A 19,098-nucleotide genomic window follows, 5' to 3' on the forward strand; every position below is an offset into this window, starting at 1 on the left:
TGATTTTATATCCTTCCAAGTATAGTAACCCGTTTTATTGGAAGTTTACAGCACAGTACAGGATACATTACTTTTCTCAATTTCCTATTATTGTTTAACAATTAACTTTATTACTAGTGATACAGCATAAGTTTAATCTATAATTGAAAGAATTCTTATAGATTTCAATAACATTGATGTATAGTATGGTTATTTAAACTAACTAAAAAATTATGAAAAAAATTTACATTTTAACCTTTACGATTTTTATTTCGACTATTTCTTTTGGGCAAGAAATGGTTACCAACGGAAGCTTTGAAACTTGGAATGCTGGTATGGCAGATAATTGGGTTATAGGTAGTCAAGGATCAGCTGCACAAATTATAGAAGAAACAAGTATAGTACACTCAGGTTCAAGCTCAATGAAAATGGACACTGCAGGATTAGGAAATGTATTTGTTTCACAAGATTTTACTGGCATACAACCAGGGGAATCTTACACCCTTACTTTATGGTATTATGTTGAAACGGCTAAAGGTACTGGTGAGACTGTTAGAATTAATTGTGTTTGGCTTAATGGAACTACAATTGATTATACTAATGGAACACTTTTTAGAGTATATCTTCCAGAAGATGAAGGTATTTGGCAAAAGTTTGAAGTTGAACTTACAGGGCCTGCTAATGTTGATGGTTTCCGATTTGATGTTAGAACATATAATGGCGGATCCGCTTTTTGGGATGATTTTTCTTTTGTTGATAATAACACACTTGCAACAACAAAAAAAGAAATTGAAGATTTTAGCATGCACCCAAATCCAACAGTAACAGGTTTTGTAAATATTAAAAGTAAAAGCAACGCTACTTTAACTGTTGATGTTTATGACATTTTAGGAAAACAAGTTTTAAAAAATATCGTTAAAAATAACACATTAGATGTTTCATCTTTAAATGCTGGACTCTATATAATGAGAGTATCTCAAGACGATGCTTCAATCACAAAAAAATTAGTGATTAACTAATTTAAAACATATACTTTTTAGTTAGTTACATATAACTCTATAATTGCTTTTGTACCTTTGCTTTGGGATTGATTATTGGGTTTGTGAGGATATAATTATTTGCCAATACTTATTTCCCAATAGCCTCTTGTACCATCTTTTTTTTAAATATCCCTCTTCATAGCATTAATATGTTTACCAACAGCTATTCATTGACGCCTAAAACTTCAGCTATTTTACCATCTTCTTTAACTACATAAGTCATTCTTAAAAAGTTTTCAGAGAAACTAAAGCTTCCTTTCCATAGTAATTAAAATACGGAATCAACTCTTTGTCTTTTGGAACAGAAAAGCCTTCAAAAAATTCCCGCTTGCTTAAACTTTCTGAAGATAATTGCCAAAAAAACAGATCTATGTGTCAAACCTTCAGGATTACTCTAGTATTCAGCTTTTAGGTTTTCTATTTCAATATTAGTTTACTCTTCAAACAGCTTAATGCTATTACGAATAATAAAAAAATATAGCAGATAAAAACGCTAAATCATGATAGATGAAAATATTTACTAAAAATTAAAAATAGAACTCCACATAACAACCATGCAGGCAGTGTTACAAACGATAGAAATACACCAAATTGAACGGATATAAAATAGAATATACCAAAACTTAATGCCCAAGCCAATAGAACAGATTTATTAAACCTGATGTTTGCTTGTTCAGCATAATTTTTAATTACTCCATACTTTTTGGCAAAGAAATGTTCAAACACAATTACGGCTCCAACAGGTGCTAAAATAAATCCATAAAGGGCAACAAAATCTAATAGTTGCATTGCAAAAGCAGGAAATAACCCAGCTATAGTTGCAATTGTACCAGCAATAATAGTAACCCAAAACGTTGACGTTTTTGGCATAATAGCTTGAAAAGCTAAACCTGCTCTATAAATGGTTGGGTTAGCGGTTGTCCAACCAGCTAAAACCACAACTAAAATTCCAAAGATACCAATAGTATTATAAGCCATAGGCCCTGGTGCTACTGAGGGAGCTCCACCACTAGACACAATAGCTTGTGCTTCAGGCGATTTTAAATAAACAGCATACATTAAACATGCAGCTATCCACGCCATGTAATGACCTACGTACATTCCTGCTGCGGTTGTCCAGCCAGAACTTGCTTTTTTAGCAAAGCGGAAAACAGATAAATCTGACATCCCAATATGCATAGCTCCGTTAGCAAACCACGACCAAATCATAACATGCCAAAATGTATATTTTATTTGTCCAGGAAATGGTTCAGAACCTTCTCCCCAAATATTCCAAAAGTCTGAAAAACTACTTACACCTAATTGATTTAATGCCACAATTCCACAAATTAAAAACCCAAGAACAATTACTGGTGACATCCAATTGGCTGCTTTCGATACCATATCATAACCACGGGCAGCAATTATAGATATTACAGCTCCAATGGCTAGCACAATAAGAATCCAAGTAATACCATTTGGGAGTGTATCGGTAAGTTTTGGCATTGGCATATCAAAAGGAATACCAACAGCAGTGGCTGATACGGTTATCATAGCTCCTGCTAAAAAACAAAACAGAATACCATTTGCTAAATTGTAACCAACAACTAACTTTTTACCACAAATTTTTTCCAATTGGTAATAAAGTGTTAATCTATTTTTAACGGCAATTTCAGCAGCTAAAAAACGCCAAGATAAAACAGCCAATAGGTTTCCTAACAGTAGCCCAATAATTAAATCGAAAGCGCTTACACCTGTTGTTAAAAATAGGGGGCCAATAACAAACTCGGTTCCTGCAGCATGTTCGCCTGCATACATACCAAGAAAACTTTTCCAGCTTTTAAGTTTTGATTCAGGAACTGGCGTTCTTTCAAATTCACCTCCTGCGATATCTTCTATTTCTTCTTCTATATTAAATTGGCTCATGGTTTAGTTGGTTTTTAAATTATTGTTATGGAAATCTTATTTGATTAAATGGTTAGTAAAATCTGTTGTTTTTTCGCAACAAAGTTGTTCCATAACCTGTTGTAATTCTGTTTTTAATAATGAAACGGTGTGGTTTCCTCCTTTTTTTCCTAAAGCTGAAACGCCGTACATAAACGAACGTCCCATAAAAGTGAATTTAGCCCCACTTGCCATAGCTCTAGCAACATCAGGACCAGAACGGATACCACTATCCATCATTACTTCAATTTGATCACCGTATTTTTCAGCAATAGTTGACAAAGGTTTTATAGTTGACTGTCCAGCATCTAATTGTCTACCACCATGATTTGACACAATAATACCATCCAAGCCTAAACGTATAACCTCTTCAGCATCATATTCAGATGCAACGCCTTTTATTACCAATTTGCCTTTCCACATATCTCTTATTGGTTTTATTTTTTCTTCGTTTAATCGGCCACTAAACGTTTGATCCATGAATTTACCAAGTTGTTTTAAGTCTAACCCCTTTGGCATGTAAGGTTTTAAGGTTTCAAAATTGGGTTGTCCATATTTTAAAGTTTCAAACGCCCAATGAGGTTTACCTAAAATTTGCAGAATATTTTTTATAGACATTTTTGGAGGCATTGCCAGCCCATTTCTTATATCCCTTGGTCTAAAACCAAATGTTGGTACATCGCACAAAATAACCAAAACAGGACATTCTGCTGCGGCTGCTCGATTTATAATATCATCGCGCAATCTGTCTTCAGCTGGGTGATACAATTGAAACCAAGCTTTACCTTCGGTTAATTCGCTAGCACGTTCAATACTCATAGTAGTTACGGTGCTTAAAATAAAAGGGATGTTATGTTCAAAGGCGGCTTTTGCTAGTATTTCTGGTGAATTGGGCCACATTAAACCTTGTAACCCAACAGGTGCAATTCCAAATGGTGCATCATATTCTATACCAAATAAACTGGTTTTAAGTGATGAGCCTTTATGGTTTCTTAAATAGTTTGGTTTTAATTGTACTTCTCTTAATTCAGATGTGTTTCTGTGTAAATTAACATCTTCATTACAGCCACCATCCAAATACTCAAAAGCAAACTTTGGAATTTTTGTTTGTGCCTTATTTCTTAAATCATCAATCGATGGATAACGTGTGTCAAACTTTATTGCCATAATATTATTTTATTATGAATGGGACATGTTTTTTTAACGAATAATTCTTTTTTAGAAACTTTGAGTTCAACTTTTTATCAGAAATACAAATTGCAGCACCTAAAGCAGACCCTAGTGAAGAATCTGTAGTTCTCAATTTCTTATCTCTAAAATAATGCGATAACAGTTTGATATAAAGATCATTATCACTAAAACCACCATCAACATATAAGCGGTTAATGTCATCATCACCAATAACTTCTTTTATGTTTTTTATTTGTAGTAATACTAACTCAAGCATAAGTTGATGATAGGCATGTTCAAATTTATCATAAGGTATTTTTGTTTCCTCGGGCATTTCTGAATCTGTAATGCTTTCCCATTTAAACATATGTTCAAAATCTTGAAGAATCTCAAAATAGGTGTCATAATCAAACTTTACATGTCTGTGATACTCTTCAGACACCCCATAAAGTTTATCTAATTTTTTTACTTGTAATTTATACTCATTACCCAAAAATAAACGTGTTGCTTTTACGGGTTTTCCGTTTATCCTCATGTAATTTATAGAATCCTTATCTTCAGTATTTTCAGCAATTGGCCTATCAGTAAAAGGATTTAAGGCAATACTCCAAGTTCCTGTGGAAACTAAAACAAATTTTTTCTTTATGCTTCTAACATAGGGCAAAAGCGCAGATGAACTATCGTGAATACCTACCCCAATTTTAATACGCTTACCATTATAATTCATATTAATACTTGTTTCGGTTGAAACTATGGTGGGTAAAATTTGGTGCAAATTTTCTTTATAAACCCAAGTGTGATAATCTTTCTTTGTATAATCCCAAAGTGCCGTGTGGCAACCTATACTTGTATATTCACTTAAAGGAATACCCGTGAAAATGTAACTTAAGTATTGTGGTAAATGTAAAGAGTACTTAATTTTTTTAAATGTTTCTGGTTTGGCATGTTTTATCCAGTACAGCTGTAAACCAGAGTTTAAAAGACTTAAATCAAAACAGCCTGTAGTTTTTAAGAAGTCTTTTCTTGGTCCATATTCTTCTACAAAGGAATCAATAACACTTTTATCAATTGGTTTTGTATAATTATATAATGGCGTTAAAACATCGCCATTTTCATCTAAATGCACAAAACTTGCCCCGTATGACGAAAAGTTTATGGCTTGTACATTAAATTCTGAAGCTTCAAGAATATTAGCAAAAACACTTTTTAGCCATTTTTGTAGCTCAGGCAAATTTTCGGTTGGGTAACCATCTTCGTCCTTAATTTCTTCAAAAGAAATATATTCTTTATAAACTTCTTTGTAATCTTTATCAAAGAGGAAGAATTTTTTATTGGTTTTACCAATATCAAAAACAGCAGTTACATCTATCATAAAAAGCGATTATAATCCTGTGGCTACCGTATTTTTACCACGTTCATTAATTAGTTCGTTTCTAACATTTAAAGTTCTGTAGGCATTTATGGGGTTTAGCGCTCCTCCAGCATCTAAACGTGCTTTTTCCAGCAACGGGCGAACATCGGTTCTATACGCATCTTGTAAAATCTCTTGGCATTTCACAACATCGTTATTTTGTTGAGCATCTTTCAAATCATCTTGATTAATCAAAAGTGCTTTTGCATAGGCTTCTTGTATAGCTTCAAGTGATTGAATTAAATCTTCTAAAGGATCTTTTACATTATGGCTAGCATCTATCATCCACGCTAAATCTGGATTTTGTGGATTGTTTTGCATACCGTAAACCAATTCATTGAAAATTAAGAATAAGGCATAAGGCTTAATGCTTCCAACGGTTAAATCGTCATCACCATATTTACTATCATTAAAATGAAAACCACCTAACTTACCCTTAAGCATTAAAATGGAAACAATTTGCTCGATATTGCTATTAGGTAAATGGTGCCCTAAATCGACCAGCGAATATGCTTTTTCTCCACATGCATTTGCCAACATAAACGATGTTCCCCAATCTTGAATTACTGTGCTATAGAAGTTTGGCTCGTAAGGTTTGTATTCAATAAGCATGCTCCAATCGTTTGGCAAACCTTTGTATATTTCTTTTAAACTGTTTTCGGTATGTTGAAGTGCGGTTTGAAAATTATTCTGCCCAGGAAAACACGAACCATCTGCCAACCAAACGGTTAAGCTTTTTGAACCTAGTTTATTCCCAATATTTATAACATCTAGATTATGTTGAATAGCTTGTTCTCTAACAGCTTTACTTGTATTACTTAAAGAACCATATTTATAAGATTCTTTTGCGTTTTTTTGATCTTGAAATGTGTTGGAGTTAACCGCATCGAACTTTATATTTAAGCTATTGGCTAATTCTTTAATAGCGTTGTAATCATCAGGAACATCCCAAGGAATATGAAGCGAAACAGCACCAGCTGTTTGTGTTAAACTATGAAGGATTCCAATATCTTGAATTTTTTGTTCTAAGTTTGAAGGCTCTCCGTAGAATGAAAAACGCCCAAAACGTGTTCCCCCAGCACCTAATGCCCAACTTGGTATGGCTACTTGAAAATCTTTTAACTTAGAAATGATATTATTTACGTCAACTCCTTTACTTGTTAGCACATCTGAAAGAAAATCAAAATGGCTTTGATGCGCTTTAAGGTGCGTACTGTTTATATCTTGAATTTGACCGTTATCTATTTTCATATATTACTTTTTATAAAAAAACTCCCATATATACTTTAATATGCTATGGAAGTTTTTAACTAAACAAACTAACTCAATAATTTTATCTTACAAATGCATTGGCCATACCACCATCTACATTTATAATGTTTCCAGTTGTTTTATCTAAAATGGCAACTAAAGAGAATACACCATTAGCAATATCTTCTGGATATATGATTTCGTTTAATAAATTTCTTTTTGCATAATGTGCCGGTAGTTCTTCAACTGATATACCATAGGCTTTCGCACGACCTTCAGCCCAATCACCTTCCCAAATTTTACTGCCTACTATAACCCCATCAGGATTCACTACATTTACTCGTATTTTATCCGAAGCCAATTCTACAGCCAATAAACGGGACATATGTTGTTGGGCAGCCTTAGCTGTACCATAGCCTACATTATTTGGTCCGGAAACCAATCCGTTTTTACTGGCAATACTTATAAAGTTACCACCTAAATTTTGCTTACGCATGATTTCAACACCTGCTTTAGCCAATTCAAACTGACCTTTGACCAATACATTTTGTAAAATGTCCCAATCTTTTTCGGTAGTTTCTTCAATAGGTTTTGAAATTGCCAAACCAGCACTGTGAACAATGATGTCTATCCCCCCAAATTCAACACATGCTTTTTTATAAGCATTTATAATAGATTTGTTGCTAGTAACATCACAAACAGCATAGGTTGAAACATCACGTTTGTATGTTGCATTGGCTTCTTTTAAACTATCTTCATTAATATCTGTTAACACAACGTTGGCTCCTTCAGCTGCTAATTTATCGGCAATTGCTTTACCAATTCCACCACCACCACCAGTAACCAAAGCTACTTTACGTGATAATGGTTGCTCTTTTGGCATACGTTGTAATTTAGCTTCCTCCAATAACCAATATTCAATGTCAAACGCTTCTTGCCTTGGCAAAGATGTATATTCAGTAATGGCTTCTGCACCACGCATGACGTTAATTGCATTGATGTAAAACTCACTTGCCACACGTGTTGTTTGTTTGTTTTTTGCAAAACTGAACATGCCAACTCCAGGGTAAATAATGATTACGGGGTTTGGATCACGCATTGCAGGACTATTATCTCTTTTACAAGTATTATAGTAGTCTGCATATTCTTTTCTGTATTGTTCGAAAGCAGGTTCTAATTTAGCAAGTACAGCATCGGCATCTGATAAATCTTCTTTAGGATCTAATGTTAATACTAAAGGCTGAATTTTTGTACGTAAGAAGTGGTCTGGACAAGACGTTCCCATTGGCGCTAAACGTTCTAAATCATTACTGTTGATGTATTCCATCACCACATCTCTATCGTCAAAATGTCCAATCATTCTATTTTCAGAAGAGCATAAACCCCTTAATAAGGGCATTAATTGTGCTGCTTTTTCTAAACGTTCTTCTTTTGGAAGACTTTTTACTTTTTGTCCACCAAAAACTTCACCTTGTTCTTTTATTTTCTTTTCAATGTATTCAGAAGCCATTTCAATAACTTCTAAACTATTCATGTAACATTCGTAAGACGTATCTCCCCAAGTAAATAAACCGTGGCTTCCTAAAACAATACCTCTAATTCCAGGGTTATCGTTCAAACATTTTTCAAGTTGAAGTCCTAAATCAAAACCTGGACGTTGCCAAGGCACCCATCCCATACTATCACCCCAAATTTCTTTGGTTACCTTTTCACTATCTTTTGCCGCAGCAACGGCAATAAGTGCATCTGGATGCAAATGATCAATATGTGCAAATGGTAATAACCCGTGAAGTGGCGTATCAATTGAAGGTGCTTTACTATCTAAATCATAAATACAATGGTTGAAAAGACCGACCATTCTATCTTCATCATCTAAACCTCCATAAACATTTTTCAAATCACGTAATCTGCCAGTATATAAACCGGCAATTCCCGAACGTGTTAATGTGCCAATATCTCCTCCTGAGCCTTTAACCCACATAACTTCAACATTCTCGTTTGTTAAGGGGTCTTTTTCAATGGTTTTACAACTTGTATTACCTCCGCCGTAATTGGTTATTCTTAAATCTGCTCCTAATATATTCGAGCGGTACAAAAATAAAGCTACTTGGTCATCACCTAAATCGTTAGCTTTCTTTTCATCCCATAGATAGTCTACGTAATTAAACTTTTTTGTTAGTGTATTCATTAGTGTCATTAAAATATTACATGCTAATGTATATTAAGATTAGTAAGTTTCTATCCTGTACTATCCCGCTTAATTCAAAATAAAATATGTTCTTGTAAAATACTATAAAAATTTGTATCAGCTTAAATTTTGAATCGTAATTTTATTTCTTTTACTTTGCGAAAACAGTAGTCTATGGCGTTTTTATTATATTAAATATGTAAACGTCTTTTTTTAATTCAATAAAAAAACAGGTATATGCAAATGTTGAAATTTATTGTAATTGATGAGAATTCAAGGGTGCCTAAATACCAACAAATCGTAGATTCTATAATTCATAATATTTCAATAGGCAATTTAACCATTGACCAAAAAATTCCATCAATAAATCTGTTGAGCGAAGAGTTTTATCTATCGAGAGATACAGTTGAAAAGGCTTATAATATACTAAAAGAACGAAACATTATCTCTTCCATTAGGGGAAAAGGGTACTATATAACACGTACAAAATTAATATCAAAAGTCAATATTTTGTTTCTTGTCAATAAGCTCAGTTCCTATAAAATGCGCACCTATAATTCGTTTATTGATAGTATTGGCGCCAACTCCCATACAGATTTACATATTTACCACTGCGATGAGAGTTTGTTTTTAAATTTATTGGATAAAAACAAATCGGCTTATGACTATTATGTAATTATGCCCCATTTTAAGACTGATGATTTAAAACATGTTAGTTTTACAGATGACGTAATTAAAGCCATTAAAAAAATACCCCTAGATAAATTAGTTGTACTCGATAACATTAAACTTGATGTTGAAGGTGAAGTGGTTGAAATTTATCAAGACTTTGAAAATGATATTTACACTGCTTTAAAAGAAGGGCTTCCAAAAATTAAAAAATATGAAAAACTTATTCTGGTTTATCCTGATAAATCGGTTTACCCATACCCAAGGAGAATTTTACACGGTTTTAGAAAATTTTGTGTAGAATTCAATTTAGATTTTGAAATTTTAGATAGAGTCTATGAAGACATTATCTTAAAAAAAGGAGATTTATTTATTACCATTGAAGAATCAGATTTGGTAAATTTAGTAAAGCAGATTAGGGAAGATGAATTCTTATTAGGAAAAGAAATAGGAATTATATCATACAACGATACCCCTTTAAAGGATTTATTGGGCATTACCGTAATTTCAACCGATTTTAAGATGATGGGAGAAACCGCTGCCAGTATGATTTTAAATAAGAAAAAAGGTAAAGTAAAGGTTGATTTCAACTTTATTGATAGGGCATCAATTTAGCCAGTTCTTTAAAATATTTAGTGAAGAGATTTCAGTATCATTTTTTGGTAGTATTAGGATTTTTAGGGCATAAATCTTTAAAAACAACACAGCATTATACCAAAATTTTAGACAAAAAAGTAAGTGATGATATGCAAGCATTGAAAAATAAATTTAAACTCAAAGAAGAAAAAAATAATACCGTTGTTAAATTATACCTTTTCTATTATTCTTAAATTATTCCTAGAGATTAATATTTGTATACTTTATTCTAATTGTGGCATTGTATATACATGTAGGTTCTACATCCTGTCGTTGCAGGTTTTCGATAATCTGGACTTCCAGAACATTGGAATCCGTATATGCTTTTACGATACACGGAATGGTATTTTTATCCGCCAATTTACTGGCACGGTACCGACGTTCACCCATAACGATGATAAAGTTCTTTCTGGTTTTTCGAACTGTGATGGGCTGTAAAATGCCATGTTATTGAATGCTTTTGGAAAGTAATTGTAAAGACTCCTCCTTAAAGGTTTTTCTGGGCTGATTGGGATCAGGGCTGATCTTGCCAATAGGAATCTCTTGAATTTGTAGGCTCACACTTTCGTTGTTCAATTTGGTCTTCACCGGATTTTTGGAATTCCTTCTGGTCTTTCCATTAACAGGTTTCTTTGTTGCTCTTGTTGTCATGATTTAAAATTTTTAGTTAAACAATATGTAAGCAGAACCCAAACGGAAGACAAAATTTTGTCTCAAATTTTCAAGTGAAAAATTGGGAGAAACCTTTGAGGGGGTGCCGATTTTTTATGCAGATAAATTTGAAAGCAAATATTTTGCGAGTTTATCTTTGTGGAGTATTGTATGAGTATATTATTTTATTCTTTAGTAAAAAATAACTTGATTGAATATGTTTTATATATAGTTAGAGGGGTAAATTACCCCTTTTACCCAATATGAAAGATAAAGTTATTACAGAAAATACCGCGGAATTTTTAAGATATCTTATTGATAATAAGAAAGCTTTTTTTACTGTAAGGGATGCTAAAAATTTCATGCCCTCTTTTGCAAAGGATTATATTCAGGAGCTTTTGCAAAATTTGATCGACAGGGAATTAGCCTTACGCATCAAAAGGGGGTTATACGTCATGTTACCATATGACACCGTACTTGAAGAGTTCTCTCCAAATAGACATTTAACAGCATCTGAATTAGTAGGCAAAAGAAGCTATTATATTGGCTATTATACAGCACTACAATTGCATGATTTAACAACACAGCCAGCACTTGTTGAACAAGTTGTGGTAAATAAACAAATGACACCTACTGAACAATCGATACATGGCGTTAAATTCCAATTTATATATCATAACAAGAAACATTTTTTTGGAATCAAAAAAACTTGGGTGGAGTATATAAATCAATCCTATGTCATCAAATATAGTGACCTAGAAAAGACCATAATAGATTGCCTATTCAAACCGGATTATGCCGGTGGTATTGTTGAGATTGGAAAAGCGATTTACCGTGTAGGGTATAAAATGGATTATACTAAACTTCTTAATTATATAAATCAAATGCAAAGTCAATCTGTAATAAAGCGACTTGGGTTTTTATTGGAGCTTTATAGAATTGAAACGCCTATAATTGATCAATTGCAGGCCCTTAAGACAGCCAGTATTACGGTTTTGGACCCAATACACCCAAAACAGGGAAGAATCCAGAACCGCTGGAGCATTCAAGTGAATATAGATTTAGACACCATGTTACAAGCACCCGTTAGTTAATGATTGCAAGAGGAGAAATAGATAAAATCGCAGCCAAAAATAAAGTAGGTGCTGTTGAAATAGAAAAAGACTATGTGATAACATGGGTACTTTATGGGATTTCAAAACAACAAGCTCTAAAAAGCATACTTGCCTTTAAGGGCGGCACTGTATTAAAGAAGGTATATTTTAAAGATTACCGATTTTCCGAAGATTTGGATTTCACTCTACTGGATGAAGATATAAGCAATGATGGCATTCTTGAATTGTTTGAAGCTAGTTTGCAAATTGCGACAGAGGAATCAGGGCTTCAACTTGAAATTGATTACGAAAAAGAGAAATTGCATGAAGAATCTGGAAGTCTAAAGTTCTTTATCAATTATGTAGCTCCTTTACAAGGGGCTATGGGTAGTAGACATCTTAAAGTGGATGTTACACGAGGGGAAATTCTAGAATTTGAATTGGAAGAGCGTTCAGTTTTTGCCGATTATTCAGATTTTGAGGAAGAATTCTCAATACTATGTTACTCTTTATCAGAAGTTGTTATTAAAAAAATGACTACATTAATGGGTCGAACCATTCCTCGTGACGTATATGATTTATGGTATCTTCTTGAAATTCATGGTATGGATATCACGCATCACAACTTTGAATTTGAACGAAAGGCCACTAACAAAGGACGGGATCCAAAAGATTTTCAAGCTGTATTTGAAAAAAAGGAATCCACTTTTAGGCGAGACTGGAATAAAAGTCTTGCAAATCAGATTCACGACCTTCCAGATTTCAATGAGGTTGTGCGTGAACTAAACAAACATTTCAGACAACTTTAATCAAAATTTTGAACTAGAAAAAATAGAAAGAATTGATTTACTTAATGTTAAATCATCTTTCTGCACCAATTAATAACAATCGCACAGCGTTATTTAATAAAAATTGTACAGACATAGAAAATTTTGTTATTACAAAGTAAGCGGAATAATGTAAATCGGTTTAATACTAAATAAAGAAGAAAGGCTAATTAGGTTTAATATTATTTAGTTTTAATTCGTGGCAAAATTCAATTAAATGTTAAAGTTTTCATAAAAAGAGACCTATACGGTGTCCATTGAATTTCTACCCTCTGAAATACCCTTTAAAACCTCATAATTTTGAATTCAAATTAGTTCCACCTTGAGTACTTAAAACCCTGTATTTACAGGGTTTTTTCGTTTATCTAGTCAACATTTAGTCAACAATCTGAAAAAAAGTGTAAAAAAGAGTTTCCTAAAAACTACCATAAACCCAAACCAAATACTTAACATTTTGTTAGAAAATCTGTTTATAATAAGCAAATCTTACAATTCTACGTACTTTTTGGATTACAAAAAGTATATTTACAAAACTTAATTGTATTTTTTTATAAATGGCAAAAAGCAATACCACTCCAACTAAATTTAATTTCTTTTCATTAAGATTTGAGCCATATGCGCATTTAAAAAGTGAATATACTTCTAAGAAAATACTTTTAGAGGTGTTTGGTTATTTAAGAGAATTGCGAAAAGAAGGCAAAGGACACTTAATTGATAGAAACGAGAATAGAGCAGAAAACACCCCTCGTGAACTTTTTATGGTAGGTACTAAAATTTTACCCAATCAAAGGAAGATTTTGTGTACCATGGCTTTGCTTAGAAAAGGCAGGCAGCCAAAATTAAAACCAGTTGACAAATTCAAACTATTGCCAATTGACCAAATTGGAGATATAGCAGAAGAAACACATTTTTTTATTGACTTTAGTACACATACAATTGTTGTTTGCGCAGAATATAATTATCATGGCCCAAGAGTTTCAGATTTAGAATTTTATCTTAGGAATGTTTCAAGGGATAAACTTTCATTATCTAAACAAACAGATGTTGCAATTCATTTTGATAGTACAATTGATAAAACAATTAATGAACTTAGGAACGTACTGCACATAGATATTAAACTTAAACCAAGAAACATTGCACAAATGGATAATGATATTAAAGGCAATTATTTTCTTGGTATGAATAACATAGGTAATATGTTAAAACCTCAATTTTTAAGAGTTGAATCTTATTTTCAAACACCTGGGAAAAATGACTCAAAAATCCAGCTTAATACAGATGCGAATAACATGATGTTCGATTTATTAGGTGTTTTTAAGAAAAGACCAAAAAATATAGGGTGCTTTGAAGATTTTGTTGTGAAGTATGAAAATAAAGATGGTGAAGATGCCGTTTTTAATCTTTTAAAGGGTAAAAAAGAATTAGTTGTAGAAATTGATTTAAAGAAAATTACTTTGCAAAAAATGTATGAATTAGTAAAGTTAGATTTTAATGATTTTGTTCTCAATCTATAAGAAATGAACACGTATTTTAAAAGCCCTATTCTATGGGATTATTTTCTAGTAACTATTATTAATGTTTTACTTTGCGTTTTAGTCAATCAAAACTTATTGTTGATTCCAAACGATGATTATAACCTATCCATGACTTCTGATATTTCAAATATCGGTTTTACATCGGCAGGATTTGTATTAACATTCTTAACCTTATTGATTACATTTAAAAGCAGCACTACAACTAATAAGGAAACTGGGTATGAAACAAGTACCCTTTTTAATTTATTTCTAGCAACTGGCTTATATGATGAAACAATAAAACATCTTAAGAACGCTGTTAAATCACTTATATTTATGGCAATTATAGGTTATTCTTTTAAACTGATATTAAATCCTACTTATCAATACCTCACTTATTATTTTAATATAAGTGGTGTTTTTTTAACGGCTATTACCCTATGGAGATGCCTAATAATATTAACTAAGATATTAAAAATGCAAAAGGATTAATTTTAGATATACTAATTATTTTTTCTTTCAATTGATTCATTAAAACGATTAATAATTTCATCAATTCTAACTAAAAGTTCTTCCAAAATAACCTTTTTTGGATTCTTTAAATCTTTTTGATTGCTGTAGTTAGTAATTAGTTCTTTTTGTGTTTCAAAAAATGGTAATTCTTTTTCAGGAAACTCTAAATAACCCTTTTTGTATCTATCAAAAAGGGCATTGCTAAATACAAGTAAATTTTTGTTTTTCAATCCTATCATTTTATTAAAAAAACTATTTGGATCAATAAACTCAAAAAGGCAGTTTTCAGAATTTATAACCTCATTAAAAAAATCATCTACTTCAACTAATTCTTGGTCTATTACTTCAAATATTTTATTTGCCTTGTTATATTTTTCGTTATTTCGTTTCTCATTATGCAGTTCAAGTATTTTATTTTCTATATCGTTTAAATCTTCTTTTTTCCTAAAGTGCATAATATGTGAAATTTCACTAATGTTAACTTCTGAATTTGTTTTTGAAATATCTAACCCTTTCAATAATAGGGTAATCAATTCTTCTTCTGTAACATCCAAAGAGCCAATTTTTATATGAAATGTGAGGTTACTAAAAATTGTTTGGTAAGAATACATTTTATATTTCCCTTTTTCGGCATAATCTAATACTTCTGAAATAGCTTTTTCAAGTTCATCATTTTCAAGAACCCTAAAATTATAACCCATAAGAGTATTATACGCATTTTCTTCTTTAGAACTACTACTTTTCCCATTTCTAGTATTAATCTCATGTTTTAGTTTATCCTCATCGAGATACCCTGTTAAAACAAACTCATATATAGAATTTGAAAATACATATCTGTCTTTTTCATTTTGACTGCTTAAATATTTGTCTATGAATTTTTCACTATAACTTTTTTCTTCCCCATCTACATCTTTTGACTTTATTGGCGTGCCAATCATGCCATTTACCACATCGTCTAGGTCAATAAATAACATAAAATCATCAATTCCTTTTTTATCTTCTAAATTGGTGATTGTTAATTCCCCATTTTTAAATTCATTGCTAATTAATGCCGTAAAGAAAAGCATCCTATCAACTTCCGTTTCACTTTCATCTTTGTAGTACTTATACAACTGGTTTAAATTTTCCAAATAAAAACCGAATGTTCTTAAATTTTGAATATTGTGGTTCTTAAAGAAGTGAATAATTGGTTTTTCATTACTGGCTAGGAACTCACTAAAATTTGAATCAGCAACATTTTCAACATAACTATTAAACAATTCATTGTAATTAGCTGTATAGTTTAGGATTCTACCAACTACTTTTTCTTTTATTCTGTTGTAATCACTTTCATCATCAATTTCTTCTTCTGCGGAAAATATGATTACTTTAGCATTTTTATGTTCTGTATATTCATTGATTAAACCCAAAATTCTTTCAGGTTCAACAGCGCATCTTTCTAAATCATCAAAACATAGTACAACTTTTGATACGTCAAGGTCTATTTTTATCCCTTTTGCAAAGTCAATCAACTGCGTGCCACGTCCAAAAATTTTACCAGCTACGTTTGCCGTGTTTCGTATTATCTTAAAAGCCGTTTTAGCCCCCTTGCTTTGCAGGTTTTTTGAAATGGGTAAAAGGCTGCCAAACAAAATGCTTTCAGCTTCTTTAACACTCTCTATACCATTAAGAGAAATATAAACAGGTCTAAATGTTTGTTCGACTGCCTTTTTTTCAAGTACATTTTTCCATAAATAAGTTTTACCACTTCCCCATTTTCCACTAATCATAAGTGCATAGTTTGTATTTTCATTATTTAAATAATCCTCAAATATTGATTCGATTTTTTTTGATTCCATACTGCAATGATTTAACCATAAAAATAGTTTAACTGTCTGAAACAAAACAAAGAAAATTAACGAAAAGCATATCAATCATTAAAAAGCGTTACACTTTTGGTTACAGTTTGTTGCAGTTTCGTTACAAAATAGATTTTGCCTATTTATTTTTTTGGGTTTTTGATTTTATGATTAAAATGAATTGAATAGTATTGAAGCCAAAACAATAAAATCAATTGTTTTAAAACAAAATAGGGGCTTTTTTGAAGTGTAACCGTTACAGTTACAGTTAGCGTTACAGTTGGTCAAAAAAGGTCTAAGCGTATGAATAACGGAGTGCGCAACGTATTGCATTAGAAGTGTTTAAGAGTTACAGTACCTTTTTTATTTTCAACCGGGTGCGTGTTAGTATGTTAGATGTATCTATTCTATGAATGGATCTGTAGATATATATCATTAACGCCGGCGCATCTTTTTTAACTTCTTTTTCCTAGCAATATAATTGCTTCTATTATTGCAGGATTTACTACAGTATTTAGCACCTCGTTTTTTCTTTGTGATATTAGTTTTGCACATCACACATTTACGGCGTTTAATTGGTGCATTTTTTTTGTTCTTTTTAACCTCATCAAAAAGGTAACGGTTTACGCCTTTATCTAAATCCGTAAAGCGTTCACTTTTATATTCTGAAAAGTTGCGTAAAGCGTTACCATTTTTAGGATGATTATTAGCTGATAAAGTTTCAAGTTTTTGCACTAATAATTTCAATGTTTCTTCCTGGGTTGTAGAGGTACAAAATTCACTTTTCAATTCCTGAAATATTTTTTTCGCTTTAAAACGTTGCGCCCTCGAAAATATAACCCAATTACTCGCATCCAAATAGAAAAGCCATTTTTGGCGTTGCTGCGGTGTCATTTCACGTAATTTTGCACCCTTATCATAAAATATCATATCACCCCAAACATCAATTAGTAATGGTTTTATACTATTTAGATTATCAGGGTTTAATACATCGGCTAAAACTTTAATATTATGCTTTTTAGCTAGTTTGGTACTTTTTACGGCTAATTCTATTCTTAACAGGTTTTCAGGAGTATCAGGGCTTACAATTCCTTTGTCATAAACTTTATAAATGTATTCCTGTCTTTTCAATTGTTTACCGTCAAATATTTCTTCGGTTTTAAGTGAACTAAAACAATTGTTTTGCCACGCTCTTATACCTCTAATTATCGTTTTTATGGGTTTGTTAGGGTTTATGTTAGCACCAAACTCAAAGTTTTGTAAAATGGCTTTATCTGGCTTGACTTTGAATGTATTTTGAAGTTCATTAATGGTTTCTTCAAGCATATTCATATCAAAATCAAAGGCATTATGTTTACCATTATTATAGTATTTTGCTAATGAACCACGAATTATTAAATGAAAGTGATTTGAAACGGTTGACGGCACTATTTTAAAAAAAAGTCCTTTATAAAAAGCATATTTAACATCTGATATTTCCCCTGTGTTTTCGTTTAGCTTTGATTGAAATTGCAATAATGGGTTATGCAACCAGTCTTTTGGGGTTGTAGAGATGCATAACAATTTTATTCCATCAATCAATTTTAAGAGGATTTTTTGTAATTTTGAAGAAGTATAAACGTTGCTAGTTTATTACATTTGAACAAAAAATTAGAGGGCTTTTAAAGGCTCTCTTTTTTGCTTTAAGGTAGAAAAAAGCCCAGCATACACCGGGCCTTAATCCTAAACTAACAAGTAACTAAAACAAAAACTAAAGTTTTCTTATGGTTTCGTAATTTGGGTTGAACCCCTCGTTGTTCAATGGAGTTATACCGTAACCTAAAAGTTTGTTAGTGGTTTTTATAATATCCTGTATTTGCCATTTATGAATTATCTTCAAATCAATTGCAGTATTCAGTTCTTTAGCTATATTAGTAACAGTCTGTAACTTTTGGTTTTGGGCTTCGCTTGTAGTGTAATAGTTGCCTTTTTCCTCAATATCCTTTAAATATTTAATATTCAATTGAACACCAGTTGACGTTACAGCAAAAATATCATCGCGAAAACGTGAAGAATTTTCATTTAACACCTTTTCGGCATTATCTACCATTTCGCCACTTATTCCATGCAGCTCTAAAAGCGTTTTAATGTTTGCTTTTGGAAATTGTGACTTGCTACGGTGCATTTCCTGTACTTTTTTCCATCCAAATTGCAGTATTTCGGTTTTTTCTGAAATAGTTAATTCTCTATCGAAAATTTTTTGAACCTCAACTAAACACTCATTCAAGAATGGTATTTTCTCTAAATTAAATTTCTTTTGCTGTTCAATCCACGAACTATCACGATATAAAAACATTTGTTTAAAATTTTTTGATTTTGTTGCTGTACTACTCATGTTGCTAATTTTTAATTATT

At 31.9% G+C, this 19,098-nt stretch carries 14 protein-coding genes and 1 pseudogene; 6 read left to right on the top strand and 9 right to left on the bottom strand.

Annotation, left to right across the window (positions count from 1 at the left end; translation table 11 throughout):
• Positions 1–212 precede the first annotated feature (212 nt).
• Complete coding sequence (locus RG22_RS17255) at positions 213–998, top strand: T9SS type A sorting domain-containing protein (protein ID WP_052143677.1); 786 nt, start codon at positions 213–215, stop codon at positions 996–998.
• Positions 999–1,517: 519 nt separating this feature from the next.
• On the opposite strand, the gene RG22_RS07630 is transcribed toward RG22_RS17255, so the two are convergent.
• The 5 genes from RG22_RS07630 to RG22_RS07650 all read right to left on the bottom strand — a co-directional run bounded on the left by RG22_RS07630 (position 1,518) and on the right by RG22_RS07650 (position 8,962).
• A complete protein-coding gene (locus RG22_RS07630; protein WP_034042176.1) occupies positions 1,518–2,924 on the bottom strand; it encodes a purine-cytosine permease family protein in 1,407 nt (468 codons plus the stop codon).
• A gap of 36 nt (positions 2,925–2,960) precedes the next feature.
• Positions 2,961–4,109: an alpha-hydroxy acid oxidase gene (locus RG22_RS07635; protein ID WP_034042178.1), complete on the bottom strand. Its 1,149-nt coding sequence runs from the start codon at positions 4,107–4,109 to the stop codon at positions 2,961–2,963.
• Between the two features lie 4 nt (positions 4,110–4,113).
• Positions 4,114–5,484: an FGGY-family carbohydrate kinase gene (locus tag RG22_RS07640; protein WP_034042180.1), complete on the bottom strand. Its 1,371-nt coding sequence runs from the start codon at positions 5,482–5,484 to the stop codon at positions 4,114–4,116.
• A 9-nt stretch (positions 5,485–5,493) separates the two neighbouring features.
• Positions 5,494–6,774 (bottom strand): sugar isomerase, encoded by a 1,281-nt coding sequence (locus RG22_RS07645; RefSeq protein ID WP_034042182.1) that lies wholly within the window; start codon positions 6,772–6,774, stop codon positions 5,494–5,496.
• A gap of 82 nt (positions 6,775–6,856) precedes the next feature.
• Positions 6,857–8,962, bottom strand: coding sequence for a bifunctional rhamnulose-1-phosphate aldolase/short-chain dehydrogenase (locus tag RG22_RS07650; protein WP_034042184.1), 2,106 nt, complete (start codon positions 8,960–8,962; stop codon positions 6,857–6,859).
• A gap of 243 nt (positions 8,963–9,205) precedes the next feature.
• Between RG22_RS07650 and RG22_RS07655 the strand changes: the two genes are divergently transcribed.
• Complete coding sequence (locus tag RG22_RS07655; protein ID WP_034045877.1) at positions 9,206–10,246, top strand: GntR family transcriptional regulator; 1,041 nt, start codon at positions 9,206–9,208, stop codon at positions 10,244–10,246.
• 222 nt (positions 10,247–10,468) lie between these two features.
• Here RG22_RS07655 and RG22_RS18320 read toward each other — a convergent pair.
• Positions 10,469–10,918, bottom strand: a pseudogene (locus RG22_RS18320) (ParB/RepB/Spo0J family partition protein).
• Positions 10,919–11,181: 263 nt separating this feature from the next.
• Between RG22_RS18320 and RG22_RS07665 the strand changes: the two are divergent.
• The 4 genes from RG22_RS07665 to RG22_RS07680 all read left to right on the top strand — a co-directional run bounded on the left by RG22_RS07665 (position 11,182) and on the right by RG22_RS07680 (position 14,845).
• Positions 11,182–12,012, top strand: coding sequence for a type IV toxin-antitoxin system AbiEi family antitoxin domain-containing protein (locus RG22_RS07665; protein ID WP_034042186.1), 831 nt, complete (start codon positions 11,182–11,184; stop codon positions 12,010–12,012).
• Complete coding sequence (locus tag RG22_RS07670) at positions 12,012–12,821, top strand: nucleotidyl transferase AbiEii/AbiGii toxin family protein (protein ID WP_034042188.1); 810 nt, start codon at positions 12,012–12,014, stop codon at positions 12,819–12,821. The genes RG22_RS07665 and RG22_RS07670 overlap by 1 nt, the downstream gene beginning before the upstream one ends.
• A 572-nt stretch (positions 12,822–13,393) precedes the next feature.
• A complete protein-coding gene (locus RG22_RS07675) occupies positions 13,394–14,353 on the top strand; it encodes a hypothetical protein (RefSeq protein ID WP_034042190.1) in 960 nt (319 codons plus the stop codon).
• Between the two features lie 3 nt (positions 14,354–14,356).
• Entirely contained in the window at positions 14,357–14,845 is a 489-nt protein-coding gene (locus RG22_RS07680) for a hypothetical protein (RefSeq protein ID WP_034042192.1), read from the top strand.
• Between the two features lie 11 nt (positions 14,846–14,856).
• On the opposite strand, the gene RG22_RS07685 is transcribed toward RG22_RS07680, so the two are convergent.
• The 3 genes from RG22_RS07685 to RG22_RS07695 all read right to left on the bottom strand — a co-directional run bounded on the left by RG22_RS07685 (position 14,857) and on the right by RG22_RS07695 (position 19,078).
• On the bottom strand, positions 14,857–16,704 hold the full coding sequence (locus RG22_RS07685) for a P-loop NTPase fold protein (protein WP_034042194.1): 1,848 nt from the start codon (positions 16,702–16,704) through the stop codon (positions 14,857–14,859).
• 435 nt (positions 16,705–17,139) lie between these two features.
• A complete protein-coding gene (locus RG22_RS07690; RefSeq protein WP_034042196.1) occupies positions 17,140–18,285 on the bottom strand; it encodes a hypothetical protein in 1,146 nt (381 codons plus the stop codon).
• 169 nt (positions 18,286–18,454) lie between these two features.
• On the bottom strand, positions 18,455–19,078 hold the full coding sequence (locus RG22_RS07695) for a hypothetical protein (RefSeq protein ID WP_034042198.1): 624 nt from the start codon (positions 19,076–19,078) through the stop codon (positions 18,455–18,457).
• Positions 19,079–19,098 lie beyond the last annotated feature (20 nt).

The organism is Wocania ichthyoenteri Th78, assembly GCF_000789235.1.
GTDB classification, from domain to species: domain Bacteria; phylum Bacteroidota; class Bacteroidia; order Flavobacteriales; family Flavobacteriaceae; genus Wocania_A; species Wocania_A ichthyoenteri.